The following is a 17303-nucleotide window of genomic DNA, read 5'->3' as shown; positions in this document are numbered from 1 at the left end:
TAATTTCACCTCTCATAATAATTTTTTACAATTTCCAACTGTAATTTGTGAGATAAAAATCTCGAATACTGCTTAAATGCGAGGGTCTCGCATTTCATCCCGATTAACAGCTTCTCAAGTATAACATGGAATATACTAAAATACAACCCCTGTTTTGCCATCGGATACTTCTTCCTGGTCTGAATCCTCCATTGTCTTCAGTCGACCAAAGAAATCCTCAAGCTTATCCATAAGTTCTTTTTTATCTATTGATTTAAGTATATAGTCTTCTGGTCCTAGGCCAACGGCTCTTATAACCATATCTCTATCGCTCTTGCCAGTCAAGAACATTACCGGAATATTTCTAGAGCCTGGGTCTTCTTTTAACATTCGAAAAACTGTAGGGCCATCCATCGATGGCATTTCGCAATCCAGTAAAATCAAATCTACGTTTTGTGAATTGTCCATCAGCCAATGGATAGCCTTTGTACCAGCATCAAGCATAGTAATCTGATATCTGTCCTTCATCCACTCATGAAGCATTCGCATATATGTTGCATCGTCATCTACTATTAGAATATGGCGCTGTCTGGCTGGTTTGATTTCGCCCCCTAATGCCTTTTCCAAAGTCTCCATCAAAGCATCCATATCAACAGGTCTATTAAACCATCCTACAATTGCCGATTTAGGGATGATTTCTGTAGCCTTTTCATACTCCGCTTCTTCCCCTACAAGTATAAGCAAACGCTCCTGCTCCAGGCATAGCTTCCTCATTTCATTTAAAAAATCTTCTCCGCTTGGAGTATAAATCTCATCATCCAGATAGTAGATTATGGGCTCACTCTCATCAATAGCCTCCTCAATCTGAAAAATACTTGGACGAACTGGCACTCCTTCTATTCCCGATTCCTGCAGCTTCTTTTGAATTCCCATTACTGAAAAGCTGGACTTCGAACTGATAATTGCTACTTTACTTTGCTTTTCATTAGAAAACCCGTAATCCATTAGTTACCCCCATTGTTAAGCATTTTTTTAGCTGATTCAACAACACCCTCATAATCAAGCTTCTGTAAAAGCTCTCGTACATGTTTCATTTCCGATTCTACATTTTCCGGCATAGCATATTCATCTAACGAATCTAAAACCATCTCTGTAGATGTGTAATCACAAACGCTGGCCATTTCTATAATTGAATAAATAGCATCCTTCAATTCCCCTGGATTCAACGTTTTCTTTGTTTCTTTTACTTCTTTATATGAATTTTCCAGGCTTAGGTATTCTCTTATTAATTCCTTGTGATGAGATTTTATATAATCCCAGTCGTTTTCATTTCCCGCCTTTTCCAAAGCTTCCGCTTTACTTGAAATGGACATTTCACCTATCAATCTAGCTGTACTCTTCAGTCCATGAACCTTGATAGTGTAATTTTTAATGTCCTCTGCTTCCAATAAACTATCTAGATTCTTTGCTGTTTCCTGAATTGTAGATACAAATATTTTAATCAGAGCTTTTCTCTCGTCATCATTGGACGTTAAAGACTTATTATTCTTTAAATCACTGATTGATTTCTTTACTATCTTTTCTGCCGGTACGTATTTTGTCAGCACCTGTTCCAGAGCTTCTGCATCTATTGGCTTAGTCAAATAATCGTTAAATCCCTTTGATATATAAAAGTCTTTAGCTCCTGCGATAGCATTTGCCGTCAAAGCAATTACTGCTGTGGACTCATCTATCATTTGTCGCTTTTTCAGAATCTCCAGCGTTTCTATACCATCCATATCCGGCATCATATGATCCATGAAAATAATATCGTAGTGTTTTTCCTCTATTCTTGAAAGGGATTCTGGCCCTGATTCTGCCAAATCAGGAATAAAATCATAAACCTTCATAAGGTTCTTGGCTACCACCAGATTCATTTCATAATCATCTACAACTATAATGTTGGCTGTCGGCATAGATGGATATGTGTACTTATTCCTTCGCATATAGCTGCGCTTAACACGTTTTCTATAATCTCCCAACGGCTCATCATTAATGATTCCCTGTCTGATAACAAACGAGAAAGTGGAACCCTGTCCATACACACTTTCCACTTTCAGGTCGCTTCCCATCAGCTTAAGAATTTCTATTACAATTGGTATTCCCAGTCCAGTACCCTCTATGTTTCTATTGCGCTCCTCCTCTATTCTAGTAAATGAAGCAGATAGCTTTTCCATATCTTCAGGCTTAATACCAATTCCAGTATCCTGCACACTTACGCCAATATCAATTGCTCCATCTGATCTGGATTCTTCCCATATATTAAGGGTTATTACACCTACTTCAGTGTATTTTACAGCATTTGTAAGCAAGTTATTGATAACCTGCCCCAGTCTGACATCATCGCCAAACAAAGTAGTAGGTAGATTGGTATCTACATTTACATCCATCCTCAGGCCCTTTGATTTAGCTCTAGTAGTTACAGCCGTAACAAACCCATTTATCATGGTAGCTAAGTCGTACTCAACCTGGATTATCTCCATCTTGCCCTCTTCCAGCTTTGAGTAATCCAAAACACTGTTTACCTGGGCCAATAGTGCCTTTCCTGCCTGTTTGACATTAGTTGCATACTCAACTATCTGTTCATCAGAACTCTCCCTGATAATCATTTCATTCATACCAAGGATAGCATTAATAGGCGTTCTTACCTCATGTGACATGTTTGCTAAGAACTGGCTTTTTGCCTTACTTGCAGAATCTATAGCATCTAGCTGACGTTGCATAAACTCATTCATGCTATTTATTTCTTTTATAACATTCTGTGCAATTCTAAGTGCCACAATAATGGCAAAGATTAAAAAAATGGAAAAAACAACGATTAGTTTAATGAATTGATTTCTACTAAGCGTGCCGTCAGAAATGACGGCAACTGAAGCTAGTAGTGCCCCCACTACAATAAATAATACTACTGTTACAATTAAAATCATTTTAATGTAAACAGATTTCATACCTCACCCCATAAGTATATCCATCACCGCTTCATATACCTGATCACTACGTACCTTCCAATTGTTACATAGTGTTTCAGCTTGCTCCTTTGAGCCTACATGAAAGCTTAAATCCATGGTCGGAACATCGTTTTCCGTAATACGAAGCTGTACAACATAGCCACCCCTATCAGCTTTGAAGTACGTTGCCTTGTAGGAATTCTCTTCCTTCATGGAAATGGAATTGACCTTTAGATATTTGTTAATATCCTTTGAAAGAGCTGGAGAAATCTTTTCTTTGAACAGCTCCAAGGTCTTTACACCATCATCTGTAATTGAATAGGTCGTATTATTATGATTAGTTTTCGAAAAAATCAGCCCTGCTTCCTCATCGTCGCTGATGGCTTGCTGGGCTGTGAAATAATCAGTCAAATCACCCTCTAGAAAGAAGTCTGTGATTTGACTGTTGCTAAGCGGGAAACCACTACGATGTAATAATTCTAGTATTGTAATCTTGTATATTAAATTTGGTTCTGCCATGATTTTCCTCACTAACTACTTATAACTTATTTGATTTAAACCAATGCTTTAATTGCATTTGCTACTGCTACTGCAACACGTGGATCAAAAGCCTCTGGCAAAATGAAATCATCGCAAAGATTCTCTTCGTCAACAAGACCGGCAATAGTTTCTGCTGCTGCCAATTTCATTTCTTCTGTGATGGCTGTAGCTCTCGCTTCAAGGGCGCCCCTAAAAATACCAGGGAATGCAACTACATTGTTAACCTGATTAGGAAAATCAGAACGTCCTGTACCAATTACCCTAGCTCCTGCTTCCTTTGCTTCGTCAGGCATAATCTCTGGTGTAGGGTTGGCCATTGCAAAAAGAATTGAATCCTTTGCCATAGATGCAACCATTTCCTTTGATACGATACCTGGAGCTGAAACACCAACAAAAATGTCCGCACCAACTAAGGCATCCTTAAGTGTACCAGTCTTATGTGAAAGGTTCGTGACGTTGGTCATTTCTTTTTGCATCCAATTAAGATTTGGATAGTCCGGACCAATGATTCCTTCCCTATCACACATTGTGACATCCTTAAATCCATATCTAAGAAGAAGCTTTGTAATGGCTATTCCTGCAGAACCTGCACCATTAACTACTACCTTGCAATCTTCTTTTTGCTTTTTGACTACCTTTAACGCATTGATAATGCCAGCAAGTACAACAATTGCTGTACCATGCTGATCATCATGAAATACTGGAATATCAAGCTCCTTTTTAAGACGCTCTTCGATTTCGAAGCAACGTGGAGCAGAAATATCCTCAAGATTGATTCCACCAAATGTTGGAGCAATAGCCTTTACTGCAGCAACTATTTCGTCTGGATCCTGAGTATTTAAAACGATAGGAAATGCATTAACACCACCGAACTCCTTGAACAATACGCACTTGCCTTCCATAACTGGCATTGCTGCAAGTGGTCCAATATTTCCAAGGCCAAGGACAGCAGAACCGTCAGATACAACAGCCACTGTGTTTGCTTTAAGTGTGTAGCTATACGCTGCTTCTGGGTCTTCAGCAATGATTCGGCATGGAGCTGCAACGCCTGGAGTGTAAGCAATCGATAAATCCTCTCTGCTTTTAACTGGCGCCTTTGCACATGTCTCGATTTTACCGTTCCACTGCTTGTGTAAAAATACCGCTGTTTCGTCTACTGATGCCATGATTTCCCTCCTTGAATATCAATTGAATTAGATAACTCTCTTACGAATAATCATATCGATATATTCGTCATTGCTCTTTGTGTGAGCAAACATATTAAGAATAGTTTCAACGGCGTCTTCCTTACGGGCACCATTGATTGCTTTTCTCATAATTTCCATTGCATCAAGCTCTTTTCTTGAAAGAAGAAGATCTTCTCTACGAGTACCAGAACCTGTGATATCAATAGCTGGGAATATTCTCTTTTCTGAAAGCTTTCTATCAAGAATAAGCTCCATGTTACCTGTACCCTTGAATTCCTCGAATACAACATCGTCCATCTTGGAACCTGTATCTACAAGTGCTGTAGCAAGGATTGTAAGGGAACCGCCTTCACGCATGTTTCTGGCTGCACCAAAGAACTTCTTTGGCATGTGAAGAGCTGCAGGATCAAGACCACCTGAAAGTGTACGGCCTGATGGCTGTACTGTAAGGTTGTATGCGCGGGCAAGACGTGTGATAGAATCCAAAAGAATCATAACGTCCTGGCCATGCTCTACTAATCTCTTAGCTCTTTCAATAACCATTTCCGAAACACGCTTGTGGTGTTCTGGACTCTCATCGAATGTTGAATAGATAACTTCAACGTTTTTGCTGTTTCTCATAGTGTCCTTCATATCTGTAACTTCCTCAGGACGCTCGTCGATAAGCAAAATGATAAGATGCATATCTGGATGTGAGTAATTAACTGATGTAGCAACTTCTTTAAGAAGTGTTGTCTTACCTGCCTTTGGCTGGGAAACAATCATACCACGCTGTCCCTTACCAATTGGGCTAACTAAATCAACGATACGCATTGCAACTGAGCTGCGCTGTCTTTCAAGACGAATACGTTCATTTGGGAAAATAGGTGTTAAATCCTCGAAATTAGGACGCTTACTAGCTCTTGAAGGATCGTAACCGTTGATTGAATCTATAATCATAAGAGCAGCGAACTTATCTGTAGGGTTGTTGAAACGCTTCTTACCTATGATAATATCGCCTGTCTTAAGGTTAAACTTTTTGATTTGTGACTGACTAACATATACATCGTCTGTACCTGGCATGTAGTTGTCACATCTGATGAAACCAAAGCCGTCTCCCATTACCTCGAGAATTCCGCTTGCTGGAATGAGATTATCCATAGGGATGTCCGCTGGAACCTCTGTCTTGTCAGCCTTCTCAGATTTTTCAGCCTTCTCTGGTCTCTCCTGTCTTTCTGTTCTTTCTACCTTTTTTGGTCTTTCAGCCTTTTCTACTGGCTCTGACTTTTCTGCAGATGCAGCTTCGTTCTGCTTGTCAATTTCGTCCTGTGCAAGCATAGCTTCTACCAAATCTGCTTTTTTCATTGCTGATGCGCCTTTTATTCCCCTAGCTTTTGCTAAGTCGCGCAAAATTGTTACTGATAAACTTTCATATTTTTCTCTCATCTAACTCTCCTTAATAAAATAAAAAACGTCATGGAAATAAAAGTCGAATCGACTAACGAATAACTTTGATGATAGTTGCATTATATAACCAAAATCTTCATCTGTCCATAACTTTAATTTAGGCCAAGCGCTCTAGCTTAGGCTCAAAGAATTCCTCTAATTTGTTGATTGGAACTGGTGCTGCGTATTTATATCCCTGGATATATTCGAATCCTAGACCAATAGAAAGTTCAGCCTGTTTGTTGTTTTCAACACCTTCTACAAGTACTACTAATCCATGGCTCTTAAACACATCAACCATATTTTGAATCAATCTAAGCAAAATAGGGTCATCCATTGATTTATATAGTAAGCTCTTATCGAACTTAATTGTTCTAAATGGTAAGCTGACGATTCTTTCAAGGTTAGAATAACCTGTTCCAAAATCATCAAGATAAAAATGTACGCCTGCGGCATTAAACTCTTCCATGTTGTGACTGATTGCTTCGATTTCGTCACTGGTCATAGATTCTGTCATTTCAAGACGAATTCTATCACATGTAATGCCATTATTTTTGATGATATCAATCAATTCATCATGCAAGCAGTAATCCATAAACTCAGAAAGGGATACATTTACAGATACAGCTTCAAAATTGTAGTAATCCTGAATCTCGTATATCTTTGCACACACCTTGTTAAGAATAATTCTTGTAAGAGTATGAATGCATCCAACCTTTTCAGCCAAAGGAATGAAAATATCTGGTGATATCAATCTACCATGAACCTCAAGGCGCATTAATGCTTCAGCATTTCTATAGTTGTTATTTGTAACATCAAAAATAGGTTGCACATAAACTACAACTCTTGGGTCCAATAAATCGTCCTTGTTTCTGATATCAACAATAACTCTTTCGATTTCCTTCTGTTCCATGCAGATGTTGTAATCAGAAAGTGTCGCCTCATAGACTCTCACTTTCTTTTTAGCTGCCTTGTCGAACAAGAAGTTAGAATATGCGTCAAGTGTCTGTAAATCACACTTTTCTAAATCATTTTTAATAACAACCATTCTGTATTCTGGGCTGTTTGAATATTCCCAACTCGACATAGCATCGTCAAGATCTTTCTTAACAAGCTCAATCGTCTCTCTTGTGATATGCTCGCTATTATTTGGGAAAATGATGCCATATGTAAACTCATTGATAGAGTAAACTCTAGCGTCTGGATTGTGATGTTCCAGATTTCTAATCTGTGCAGATATTCTACGCTTAGCAACATACATAAGCTCATAGTTATCTACAACCTCAAGACGAGGGAACTTAATATAGATGAAACCAATATGCTTTCCATTTTTACTCTTCTTTTGAAGCGACAAAAGATGAGCTTCGAAAGCCTGCTTATTTTGGCAGCCTGTCACCTCATCGTACAAAATGCTATGGAAAGTAATATAGCAAAGCATAAATGGAACTACATATGTAACACTAAGGATTACATACTGTGGCTGTATCATTTGAATAACCAGTGTAAGTATTTCAAATGGTACAAATATGAATATAAGGTTCATAAGAACTCTTGGGATTTCATTTCTATTCTGAAAGGCTGAAAGCATAATAAGTACAACATCAAGCAATGCAAACCAAACATTAATACTAGACCATTCAGTGAATTTGTAAGCTCCATCAATAACAGTTACATAACTATCAGAGATAAATACTCCTCCTACAACTACCATGTAAATTGCGATGAAGACAATAACAACAACATTTAACGTATCTAAATTTTCTCTTTGCTTTAAACTAAGCAAATGTATATAGGAAAACAATAAAACGAGAATTCCAAGATAGGTGACATAATAAAACAGCACAGACATCCTAAATAAGAATCCTTCTAAGGCTGTATCAAAGCTCAAAAGGAAAATGGATGCCATGTGCAAAATAATATTAGCCACTGATAAGATTTGACCATAAAAAACAACGGAAAGGACAGCGGTCCTCCTTGGTTTGGTGGCCACTGTCAAATAAAGCATTACAAGTGCTATTAGTAAGTCTACTCTCTCTGCTGCAATATTAAATCCGTTGATTAACATAACAAAATTCTGCCCTTTAATTTATATTTTGCTTATTCCTGTAGAGATTCCATGATAGGTGGTATAAGCTGTTTCTTTCTAGAAACTACACCATCTAAAATGTAGCTATCTGCAGCAACAGGCATTCTAAATGCATCGGCAATTATTTTGTCAGCCTCCCCGCCAACGAATAGAAGCTCTGTTGATTCATTAAGGATGTCTGTAAGCATTACAAATACTGCATTCAAATCTGATGAATTAAGCACAGAATCCATGTACTTTCTGATTTCACCCTTAATTGAATTAAGCTGCCCCTTTGATACTGAACTTACCTGGGCAACTCCAAACTTTGTGTCTCCGCTAGTGAAGATCTTGTAATCCTGATGGAAGATCTGCTCAGCTGTACGGTCTTTGAAATCGCTGCCTGCTTCAAACATAGAAGTTGCAAGCTCTGTAACATCAACACCAGCAATCTTAGCAAGCTCTCTTGCTCTCTCTTCGTCTATTGGTGTACATGTTGGTGACCTAAACATCAAAGTATCTGAAAGGATTGCTGAGCAAAGCACACCAGCAATTTCCTTTGGAATTTGTACTCCTCTTTCCTTGAACATCAGCGATACAATTGTGGCTGTAGAGCCAAGTGGCTGATTTCTGAAAAGAATTGGTGAAACAGTTTCAAGTGAACCAAGTCTGTGGTGGTCGATGATTTCAAGTACTTCTGCCTGATCAATACCATCTACTGCCTGAGACTTTTCATTGTGGTCTACTAAAATAACCTTCTTCTTTTGCATATTTAAAAGAAGACGACGTGAAACCATTCCAATGTAATGTCTGTTTTCATCGAGGATTGGGAAATCTCGATGACGAACTGTTTTCATAACTTCTCTAACATCATCTACATAATCGTCTAACTCAAAGCTGATAATGTCTTCCTTCTGCATGAACTGACGGATAGGCATTGACTGATGAATAAGACGAGCAACTGTAAATGTGTCGTACTCCGTAGTGATAAGCACTACCTGATGATCTATAGCTGCCTTTTCAACCTCAGGATCTACTGATGAAGCGCCACAAACTACTAAGCAGCTACATCCAGCTTCGATACAGATTAGCTGACGAGCTGTGATATTACCAACAATAACAAGGTCGTCTCTGTTGATATCTTCTTTAAGATCCTCTCTGTTGTTTGATGCAATAACTACAGAACCTTTTACAAAATATGCATGTGGATTTCCTGTAACAAGACGTCCACTAAGTGTACTAATGATATTTGAGAACTGTGTACGTGCTCTTGAAAGGATGCTGTTGTCGTATACATCCATGTATGAGTACGCAATATCTCCGTTTACGATTACACCTTCAAGCTTGCCTGTCTTTGCAATAACTGGAAGTGTAACAACGTCTCTCTCAAGCATGATTTCCCATGCCTTCTTAAGAGAAATATGACCATCAACGCCCTCGAGCTGTCTGTACTCAATATCCATGAGCTGGGCTCCAACGTCTGATATTGTTTCTGGCTCCTGAACGCCAAAACGGTCCAATACGTAACGAGTCTCTTTATTGAGCTCGCCCGCTTTCTTTGGTATATACTTTACTCCTGTGCCAAGTGCATTTTTAAGGTATGCATATCCTATAGCGGCACAAATACTGTCGGTATCAGGGTTCTTGTGTCCGATAATAAAAACTGAATTCGGCATAATCCCTCCATCTATTCTATCTTAAAATAATCCTATCGAGAGAATAAGTGATGCAATAGATACCCCCATTGTTAATACAAGTAGAACAATAACTACAACTGAAAGCTTCTTTAATGAGCTGTAATGCTCGATGGCTTTAATAGCCTGCTCCTCGCTATTGTCATGTTCCTTTAATAAATCCTGAATCAAACGATATAAATGAACTGATTCTGAGTGCGTTTTCTCGGAAAGCTCGTTTTGAATATTATCCAAACCATCTGATACATTTTTAAGTGTATCCTGAAGATTTCTATTGTGGGTCTCGTAGGACTCTTGATTATCACTCACTTGGCCCTTAATGTCAATCTCTAATTGATCCATGTTGTTTTTAACAACCTGCATCATACGGTCTACCTGAGTTTCTACATCAGCAACAAGGCTATCTGCCTCCTGCTGCTTTCTTGAAAGCTCTTCCTGTAGCTTAACATTAATTGCTTCTTTCTCTCTAACTAAAGCTTCTAACTCTGCAGCCTTACGCTCTTTCTGAGCAATGAGTTGCTGTAACTGTGTTGCCTTCTCACGGAATGCGTCAATCTGTTCTAAAAGTAAGTCTTCTCCGTTGTCAACAACTGGCTGTGCAACAGGCTTTTCAGCTGCTCCCTCTACATTAATGTTTTCCATAGCACTCTCCTCCTATGTTAAAATGTAAATTTGTCTGCAAAATATGCATCCAAATCTGCAATCGCAATTCTTTCCTGCTCCATAGAATCACGATGACGAATTGTAACCATATGGTCTTCTTCTGAATCAAAGTCATATGTGATACAGAATGGTGTTCCGATTTCGTCCATACGACGATATCTCTTACCGATTGTTCCTCTGTCGTCAAATTCGCAGTTATATTTCTTTGAAAGCTCTGCAAATACTTTTTCAGCGCCTTCGTTGAGCTTCTTTGAAAGTGGAAGCACACCAATCTTTACTGGTGCAAGAGCTGGGTGGAAGTGAAGAACTGTACGAACATCACTCTTTCCATCCTTACCAACCTCTTCCTCATCGTATGCTGCGCAAAGGAATGCAAGAACAACACGATCAGCACCAAGAGATGGCTCGATTACGTATGGTAAGTACTTTTCATTTGTCTCATCATCGAAGTATGTAAGATCCTGACCAGATACGTTCTGATGCTGTGTAAGGTCGTAGTCTGTACGGCTAGCGATACCCCAAAGCTCCCCCCAACCAAATGGGAATAAGTACTCGATATCTGTTGTACCTGTTGAGTAGAATGAAAGCTCCTCTGGATCGTGGTCACGAAGTCTCATTTCGTCTTCCTTCATGCCGAGGCTTGTAAGCCAATCACGGCAGAAGCTTCTCCAGTACTGGAACCACTCATCCTGTGTACCAGGCTTGCAGAAGAACTCAAGCTCCATCTGTTCGAACTCACGAGTACGGAATGTGAAGTTACCAGGTGTAATCTCGTTACGGAATGACTTACCAATCTGGCCAATACCAAATGGAACCTTCTTACGAGATGTACGCTGAACATTCTTGAAGTTTACGAAAATACCCTGTGCTGTCTCAGGACGAAGGTAAACTGTGTTCTTAGCATCCTCAGTAACACCCTGGAATGTCTTGAACATAAGGTTGAACTCACGAATGTCTGTGAAGTTGTGCTTGCCACATGTAGGACATGGAACGTTGTTGCTGTCGATGAATTCCTTCATCTCCTCTTTGCTCCAACCATCAACAGATGACTTAAGCTCGATACCCTTTTCAGCAGCAAAATCCTCAATGATTTTATCAGCTCTAAATCTTTCGTGACATTCCTTACAATCCATAAGTGGATCTGAGAATGAACCAAGGTGACCAGAAGCAATCCATGTCTGTGGGTTCATAAGAATCGCACAATCAACACCTACGTTGTATGGATTTTCCTGAACGAATTTCTGCCACCAAGCTTTTTTTACGTTATTCTTGAGCTCAACGCCAAGATTACCGTAATCCCATGTATTAGCAAGACCACCGTAAATCTCGGAACCTGCATATACAAAGCCTCTTGCTTTAGCAAGAGCAATAATTTTGTCCATTGTTTTTTCCATGATTATATTCCCTTCTAATATTATTCCAAAGTATATATAACATATACTAAATCTGAAGCATCCTCATTCCCATCAGCTTGGGAAATTGTAACTGTGTCAGCTTCTACCAAATCAACATTGGCATTTGATATATATGTAATTGTGCCAGGCACAACAACAGTAACGTTTTCTTTGATAATGGCCACCTGCATGCCAGCGAATAAGCTGTCAGTGTCCACCACCTGTGCTTCCCCTACTACATTATCAGCTACAGTTGAGAAAAGCTCACCAAAATCGTAACCTGCAGAAACTGCATCTTCGTAAGAAGCATCAAAAGTTTCATAAGAAGTGAAAGCTGTGTAGCAATCAGCATCCTTATATGTAGTTTTAATGTAGGCTTCGTCCCCTTTAACAGAAAGCTTGTTAAGCTTGATTGCTTCCTCGCCATAGGTTTCGTTGAAGCTACTTATTAAATCATTTGTGTAGCTTTTAAGCTCCGATTTTGAATATGTATCTGAATCAAAATCAATCACTTCTTCAAAAACGACCTGTCCATTTTTCTGGAAAGTAATGGTAGAAGTGTCGGCTGTGTTACCTGAACCAATCAGCCCACCTAATAATTTTACAATAAGTGTAATGAGAAGTGCAAAAATACAAATGCAAACAACACCTAGAATAATGCGATTGCGCATTACCTCGCGCTGTCTTCTTTTCCTACGAGCTTCCTGAAGCTCCCTAGCAGCAACTCCTTGTCTTGTAGGACTTTTTGCACTATTACGACTCCGCATGCCAGAACCCTGGCGGGGTCTGTTATTAGTCATAGAAATTCCTCGCTCTTATATTTATGCGACCTATAGTTTAATCTATAGCCGTCTAAAATTCTAGTTAATTCTTCTTCAGTTTCCTCATTCAACACAAAAGTATACAACTTTTCAATGGTTGAGGAAACTATAAATTGCATTGTATACAGTGTTGAGCTGGAAATATTTGAACCTGCTTCTAAATTTGCACACTCTTTGCAGAGCATTCCATGTCTTTTCAACGAAAAGGCCGTTAAATTTTCCTTTTTTCCACAACATGTACAATTAAATACATTAGGATATTCACCATCTATTACCCAGGTTTTTAAATCGTAGATGTTTTTCAGAAGGCGATGGCTAAATTTGTCAGATTCTAAGGCTTTCAAGCTCTGATACAAAAGAGCCAACCTATTTCGTTCATCCATTCCCTCCACTGAGAGAAAATCAGCTACCTCCAAAAAATACGAGCCCAGGCACACCTTATCATAATCCAAGACCAAATCCCTGAAGTAATTGGAGATATTGGCTTTACTGATATGGTAGGAATTTCGGCCTTCGAAAGCATCAAAAACTCCAAAACAAAATGGTGAACATGCAGCAACAAGTGGATTGTTTGGCCTTCTTGCACCTTTGGCAAAAGCTGTGATTCGTCCTGCCTCCTTTGTAAGGATAACAAGGCGCTTATCAAATTCACCAACATCAGAGCTAGAAAGCACTAATCCTGTCAGGGTAACCAGTCCCATTTATCCTAAATCCTCTTTCTTGTAACCGAAAGTCTTTAAATCGTACTCGCTTTCTCTCCAATCCTTTTTAACCTTAACAAACAGCTTAAGATTAACCTTTGCTTCAAGAAGCTTTTCGATTTCGTAACGAGCATTTGTACCGATTTTTTTGATCATGGCACCGCCCTTACCAATAATGATTCCCTTGTGTGAGTTTTTCTCGCAGACAATTGTTGCTTCGATATCCCACATTGGACGCTTACCAGGGCGTTCCTTCATGGAATCAATAAGAATTCCTATTCCGTGTGGAACTTCGTCATTTAAAGCATGAAGAGATTTTTCACGGATAATCTCTGCTGTAATTTCTCTGAGAGTCTGATTTGTAACAGTCTCAGGGTCATAGAAGGCAGGTCCTTCTGGTAAATATTTAAATATAGTAGAAAGAAGATCTTCGCAGCCTTCTCCATGTAAAGCAGAAACTGGAACAACCTCAACAAAATCACATAAATCCTTGAAGGCTGAAATTGTCTCTCCTACTTTTACACCATCAGCCATGTCAATCTTGTTGATAACTAGCATTACTGGAGCGTCTACTGTGGATAAAAGCTCAGCAATTTTCTTGTCTCCTGCTCCGACCTTTGTATCAGGCTCTACAAGCCAGAGAATTAAATCAACATCGTTAATTGTGCTTTTAGCTGCAGACATCATGTATTCGCCAAGCTTATTCTTAGCTTCGTGCATACCTGGTGTATCCAAGAATACAATTTGACCAACTTCCTCATCTGTATAAACAGTTTGGATTCTGTTTCTTGTTGTCTGTGGCTTGTTACTTGTAATAGCAATCTTCTGCCCTATGATATGATTCATCAAAGTGCTCTTACCAACATTTGGGCGCCCCACTATAGTAACGAAACCAGATTTAAAATTATCACTCATTCTAAATTCCTCTTAACTAATATAAATTCTCTATTGCCGTAAATAGCTTCGCATTCGCTTCCACCACGGATTCGTTGCCTACAACACAGATGTAGCGTTGTGACATAGCAGCGTCTACTGGCTCAGCCAAGGCTCTGATGTCCTCCACTGTTGCGTCTAAGACTTCGTCTCTGGTGCGTTGCAAATCCTCGTAGCTGATGCCTGATATGTAGCAATTCAATCCACGAAGGCCACGCTGCGAAGGTGTGAGTGGTGTATCCATACCACTTATAGTACCTATAATGTACTTTGTCATATCTCTATCGTCAGCATCGAAGTTTCTAAGATAATCACCTGTCTCTTCGAATACCTTAAGAGTCTCAGCTAGGTTTGGATCACGATATGAAACAAACACCATATCTCCCTGGCGACTTGAATTCATATTGCAACCATATGCACCACCCTGAACACGAACCTTAATCCAGAAATAGTCATAACCAAGGATTGTATTGAGAAGCTTATAGCTTCCATTATATTTATATCCTGATTTAACAAAATCGCCAGCCATCGCTACATACTGAATCTGAGAAGCATCCTTAAGGGCCTCCTTTACTGGATGAACCTCAAACTCATTATCTCCCTCGAAAGAAAGCTTTTCCTGAGAAAGTAATGGTCTTATATCGTTGACAAGCCTTCTTGCCTGATTCAGTACCTCTGTCTTACCAGTAGATGATATTATCAATCTATCCTTTGCAAATATTGTTTTGCACATTCTGTTAAGTTTAGATATAATTTCATCTTTTCTATCATCGAAGTTCTCTTCAAGGTCTACCAGGAATCTGTAGAATCGAACTCCATTTGCTAAATCTGAAATATTGGCCTTCTTTGAGAAACCGCATCTTGCTCTTGTAGCAGCCACCTGATTGCCTCTTGAATTGAGGATTGATTCCATGTGGGATTTCTCTGCTACGATAAGCTCCTTTAATCTCTTTTCATCCGAGAATAAGGTATTGCATATCATTTCCATTGCAAGATCTTTGGCCACATCCGCTTCTTCATAAATGAATTTCGAACGAACCTCAAAGGTGATGCGATATTTATCATGCTCGCCAAACACTTCATGAACTGCTGTAGTGGTGGTGATGCCACCTGTATGAAGATACATTTCATTAGTGTAATCGGCGTATGTATAATGCTTTGTATCCATCAATCCGATGAATCGTTCCAACAATGATACATATGGAATATCTGATAATGTAATATCGCTGATATCAAAAACCATATTGAAATAATGGATTCCATTTGTACTAACCTTGTGATGAAGAATTGTTGTTCCGTCCTCATCATATACCGCCAAATCAATAGGACGTGCTTCTCTTGTGAGATCGAATCTGGAAAGCATAGGTATCTTTGCCAAATCCTCCTTTGAACTAGGAGTCTCCTGGTATTCCTTCAGATGAGCTGTATGTTCAACAATCTGCTTAATTTCTTCCTTTGAAAGACTAGCCTTTTTAGCAGCAAGCTTTTCCTTTAATTCATTGTCATCTGCTGCTGTAAGTCCCTGCTTTGGTCTAAGAGTAACGACAGATTTATGATTATTTGAAAGCAAATAAACATCGGCAATATAATCAAAAAGTCCGTTATTAACTCTGGTTTTAATTTTATCTAATACTTCGACAGCATGTAGATGAAGGAATGGCTGATTCTTATCGTATAACCAGCTATCAAGAAGCTGAAGTCCAATGATAAGTCCCTTTGGTGCACTACCAAAGTCAAGCTCTCTAGCTCTAAACTGTTCGCCATTTATTGCAGCAAAAAGAGTCTTTTTATCAATACCCTTTTTGATTTCCTCTTGAAGTGTAGTCTCGATAATATCTACAAAGCGGTCTCTGTCCTCTTCGTTTGCTCCACGTGCTACTACTGAAAAATACATCTGACGCTGAGATGATTCAAATGAGCACTCAACATCCTCTGCAATATTCGCATCAATAAGTGCTTTATATAAAGGAGCACCCGGTGCAGAAACAAGAGCATAATTTAATATATCGAAGGCTCGATACATGTTTGGATCAAGAACATCTCCTATGCAAACATTATATGAAAGATAAGCATTGTTCTTTGTATCCTGGTCTGCCCCGATTGGATAATCTACAGTGACCTCAACTGGCTTATCAAAGGCAGGCTGCATGTTAATCTCTGAATCTACCTCCAGGTAATCGTAGTGGCGAAGATACTTTGTATCCAAATACTCAAGCAGATCATCGATATCCACATCACCATAAACATAGATGTATGAATTGCTTGGATGATAATACTTGCTGTGGAAGGCAAGGAAATCCTCGTATGTAAGACTAGGAATAACCTTTGGGTCACCGCCTGATTCAATAGCGTAAGTTGTATCTGGGAAAAGAGAATTGAGAATCTGACGTGAAAGCACATCATCAGGTGATGAATAAGCTCCCTTCATCTCGTTGTATACAACGCCGTTGATTGTCAAGTCGCTGTCCTCATTTTCCATTTCATAATGCCAGCCCTCCTGTTCAAATATCTCACGGTATTTGTAGATATTTGGGTGGAAAACCGCATCCATATATACATCGATAAGATTCATATAGTCAGTATTATTTGTGCTGGCTATAGGATAAACTGTCTTATCTGGATATGTCATTGCATTAAGGAATGTATTAAGGCTTCCCTTTACAAGCTCAACAAATGGGTCCTTTACAGGATATTTGTCTGAACCACAAAGTACTGTGTGTTCAACGATGTGGGCTACACCTGTAGAATCCTTTGGTGGAGTTCTAAAGCCTATGTAAAATACTTTGTTTGTATCATCGTTTGAAATAAAACAAATTCTAGCTTTTGTTTTCTTATGTTCAAATATGAAGCCTAATGAATCTAATCCCTCTAGCTTTTCTTCTTTAAGTAATTCGTATGCCTTGTTCAAATTAAT

At 39.1% G+C, this 17303-nt stretch carries 13 protein-coding genes; all 13 read right to left on the bottom strand.

Going from position 1 to position 17303, the window contains the following annotated elements; translation table 11 throughout:
* Positions 1–135: 135 nt before the first annotated feature.
* Positions 136–984, bottom strand: coding sequence for a response regulator (locus BM102_RS09940; RefSeq protein ID WP_090481580.1), 849 nt, complete (start codon positions 982–984; stop codon positions 136–138).
* Complete coding sequence (locus BM102_RS09935; RefSeq protein WP_090481577.1) at positions 984–2966, bottom strand: ATP-binding protein; 1983 nt, start codon at positions 2964–2966, stop codon at positions 984–986. Before BM102_RS09935 ends, BM102_RS09940 begins: the two co-directional genes overlap by 1 nt.
* Positions 2967–2969: 3 nt before the next feature.
* The gene (locus BM102_RS09930; RefSeq protein WP_033153787.1) at positions 2970–3485 is read right to left on the bottom strand and encodes a DUF4364 family protein; all 516 of its coding nucleotides are present in this window, start codon (positions 3483–3485) and stop codon (positions 2970–2972) included.
* Between the two features lie 35 nt (positions 3486–3520).
* Positions 3521–4672, bottom strand: a complete 1152-nt coding sequence (locus BM102_RS09925; protein ID WP_090481574.1) for an NAD(P)-dependent malic enzyme — start codon at positions 4670–4672, stop codon at positions 3521–3523.
* Between the two features lie 27 nt (positions 4673–4699).
* Positions 4700–6118, bottom strand: coding sequence for a transcription termination factor Rho (rho, locus tag BM102_RS09920; protein WP_033153785.1), 1419 nt, complete (start codon positions 6116–6118; stop codon positions 4700–4702).
* A 118-nt stretch (positions 6119–6236) separates the two neighbouring features.
* Positions 6237–8183, bottom strand: a complete 1947-nt coding sequence (locus BM102_RS09915) for an EAL domain-containing protein (RefSeq protein WP_090481572.1) — start codon at positions 8181–8183, stop codon at positions 6237–6239.
* Positions 8184–8215: 32 nt separating this feature from the next.
* Positions 8216–9859 (bottom strand): putative manganese-dependent inorganic diphosphatase, encoded by a 1644-nt coding sequence (locus BM102_RS09910; RefSeq protein WP_090481569.1) that lies wholly within the window; start codon positions 9857–9859, stop codon positions 8216–8218.
* Between the two features lie 21 nt (positions 9860–9880).
* Complete coding sequence (locus BM102_RS09905; RefSeq protein WP_044933697.1) at positions 9881–10519, bottom strand: coiled-coil domain-containing protein; 639 nt, start codon at positions 10517–10519, stop codon at positions 9881–9883.
* 17 nt (positions 10520–10536) lie between these two features.
* Positions 10537–11934: a glycine--tRNA ligase gene (locus BM102_RS09900; RefSeq protein ID WP_090481566.1), complete on the bottom strand. Its 1398-nt coding sequence runs from the start codon at positions 11932–11934 to the stop codon at positions 10537–10539.
* 20 nt (positions 11935–11954) lie between these two features.
* Positions 11955–12734: a hypothetical protein gene (locus tag BM102_RS09895; protein ID WP_090481562.1), complete on the bottom strand. Its 780-nt coding sequence runs from the start codon at positions 12732–12734 to the stop codon at positions 11955–11957.
* A complete protein-coding gene (gene recO, locus BM102_RS09890; RefSeq protein ID WP_090481559.1) occupies positions 12731–13456 on the bottom strand; it encodes a DNA repair protein RecO in 726 nt (241 codons plus the stop codon). The genes BM102_RS09895 and recO overlap by 4 nt, the downstream gene beginning before the upstream one ends.
* Positions 13457–14371 (bottom strand): GTPase Era, encoded by a 915-nt coding sequence (era, locus tag BM102_RS09885; protein ID WP_090394557.1) that lies wholly within the window; start codon positions 14369–14371, stop codon positions 13457–13459.
* Positions 14372–14387: 16 nt separating this feature from the next.
* Entirely contained in the window at positions 14388–17297 is a 2910-nt protein-coding gene (locus BM102_RS09880) for an insulinase family protein (protein ID WP_330388622.1), read from the bottom strand.
* Positions 17298–17303: the final 6 nt, after the last annotated feature.

The sequence above is a fragment of the Pseudobutyrivibrio sp. JW11 genome (assembly GCF_900115355.1).
GTDB classification, from domain to species: domain Bacteria; phylum Bacillota; class Clostridia; order Lachnospirales; family Lachnospiraceae; genus Pseudobutyrivibrio; species Pseudobutyrivibrio ruminis.
The sequence above is the reverse complement of the archived record's forward strand: the minus strand, read 5'-3'. Positions and strand labels throughout refer to the sequence as shown.

Excerpts from the sequence above, each read along its gene's own strand:
- BM102_RS09940 (WP_090481580.1), bottom strand. The coding sequence starts at position 984 with ATGGATTACGGGTTTTCTAATGAAAAGCAAAGTAAAGTAGCAATTATC.
- BM102_RS09935 (WP_090481577.1), bottom strand. The coding sequence starts at position 2,966 with ATGAAATCTGTTTACATTAAAATGATTTTAATTGTAACAGTAGTATTA.
- BM102_RS09930 (WP_033153787.1), bottom strand. The coding sequence starts at position 3,485 with ATGGCAGAACCAAATTTAATATACAAGATTACAATACTAGAATTATTA.
- BM102_RS09925 (WP_090481574.1), bottom strand. The coding sequence starts at position 4,672 with ATGGCATCAGTAGACGAAACAGCGGTATTTTTACACAAGCAGTGGAAC.
- rho (WP_033153785.1), bottom strand. The coding sequence starts at position 6,118 with ATGAGAGAAAAATATGAAAGTTTATCAGTAACAATTTTGCGCGACTTA.
- BM102_RS09915 (WP_090481572.1), bottom strand. The coding sequence starts at position 8,183 with ATGTTAATCAACGGATTTAATATTGCAGCAGAGAGAGTAGACTTACTA.
- BM102_RS09910 (WP_090481569.1), bottom strand. The coding sequence starts at position 9,859 with ATGCCGAATTCAGTTTTTATTATCGGACACAAGAACCCTGATACCGAC.
- BM102_RS09905 (WP_044933697.1), bottom strand. The coding sequence starts at position 10,519 with ATGGAAAACATTAATGTAGAGGGAGCAGCTGAAAAGCCTGTTGCACAG.
- BM102_RS09900 (WP_090481566.1), bottom strand. The coding sequence starts at position 11,934 with ATGGAAAAAACAATGGACAAAATTATTGCTCTTGCTAAAGCAAGAGGC.
- BM102_RS09895 (WP_090481562.1), bottom strand. The coding sequence starts at position 12,734 with ATGACTAATAACAGACCCCGCCAGGGTTCTGGCATGCGGAGTCGTAAT.
- recO (WP_090481559.1), bottom strand. The coding sequence starts at position 13,456 with ATGGGACTGGTTACCCTGACAGGATTAGTGCTTTCTAGCTCTGATGTT.
- era (WP_090394557.1), bottom strand. The coding sequence starts at position 14,371 with ATGAGTGATAATTTTAAATCTGGTTTCGTTACTATAGTGGGGCGCCCA.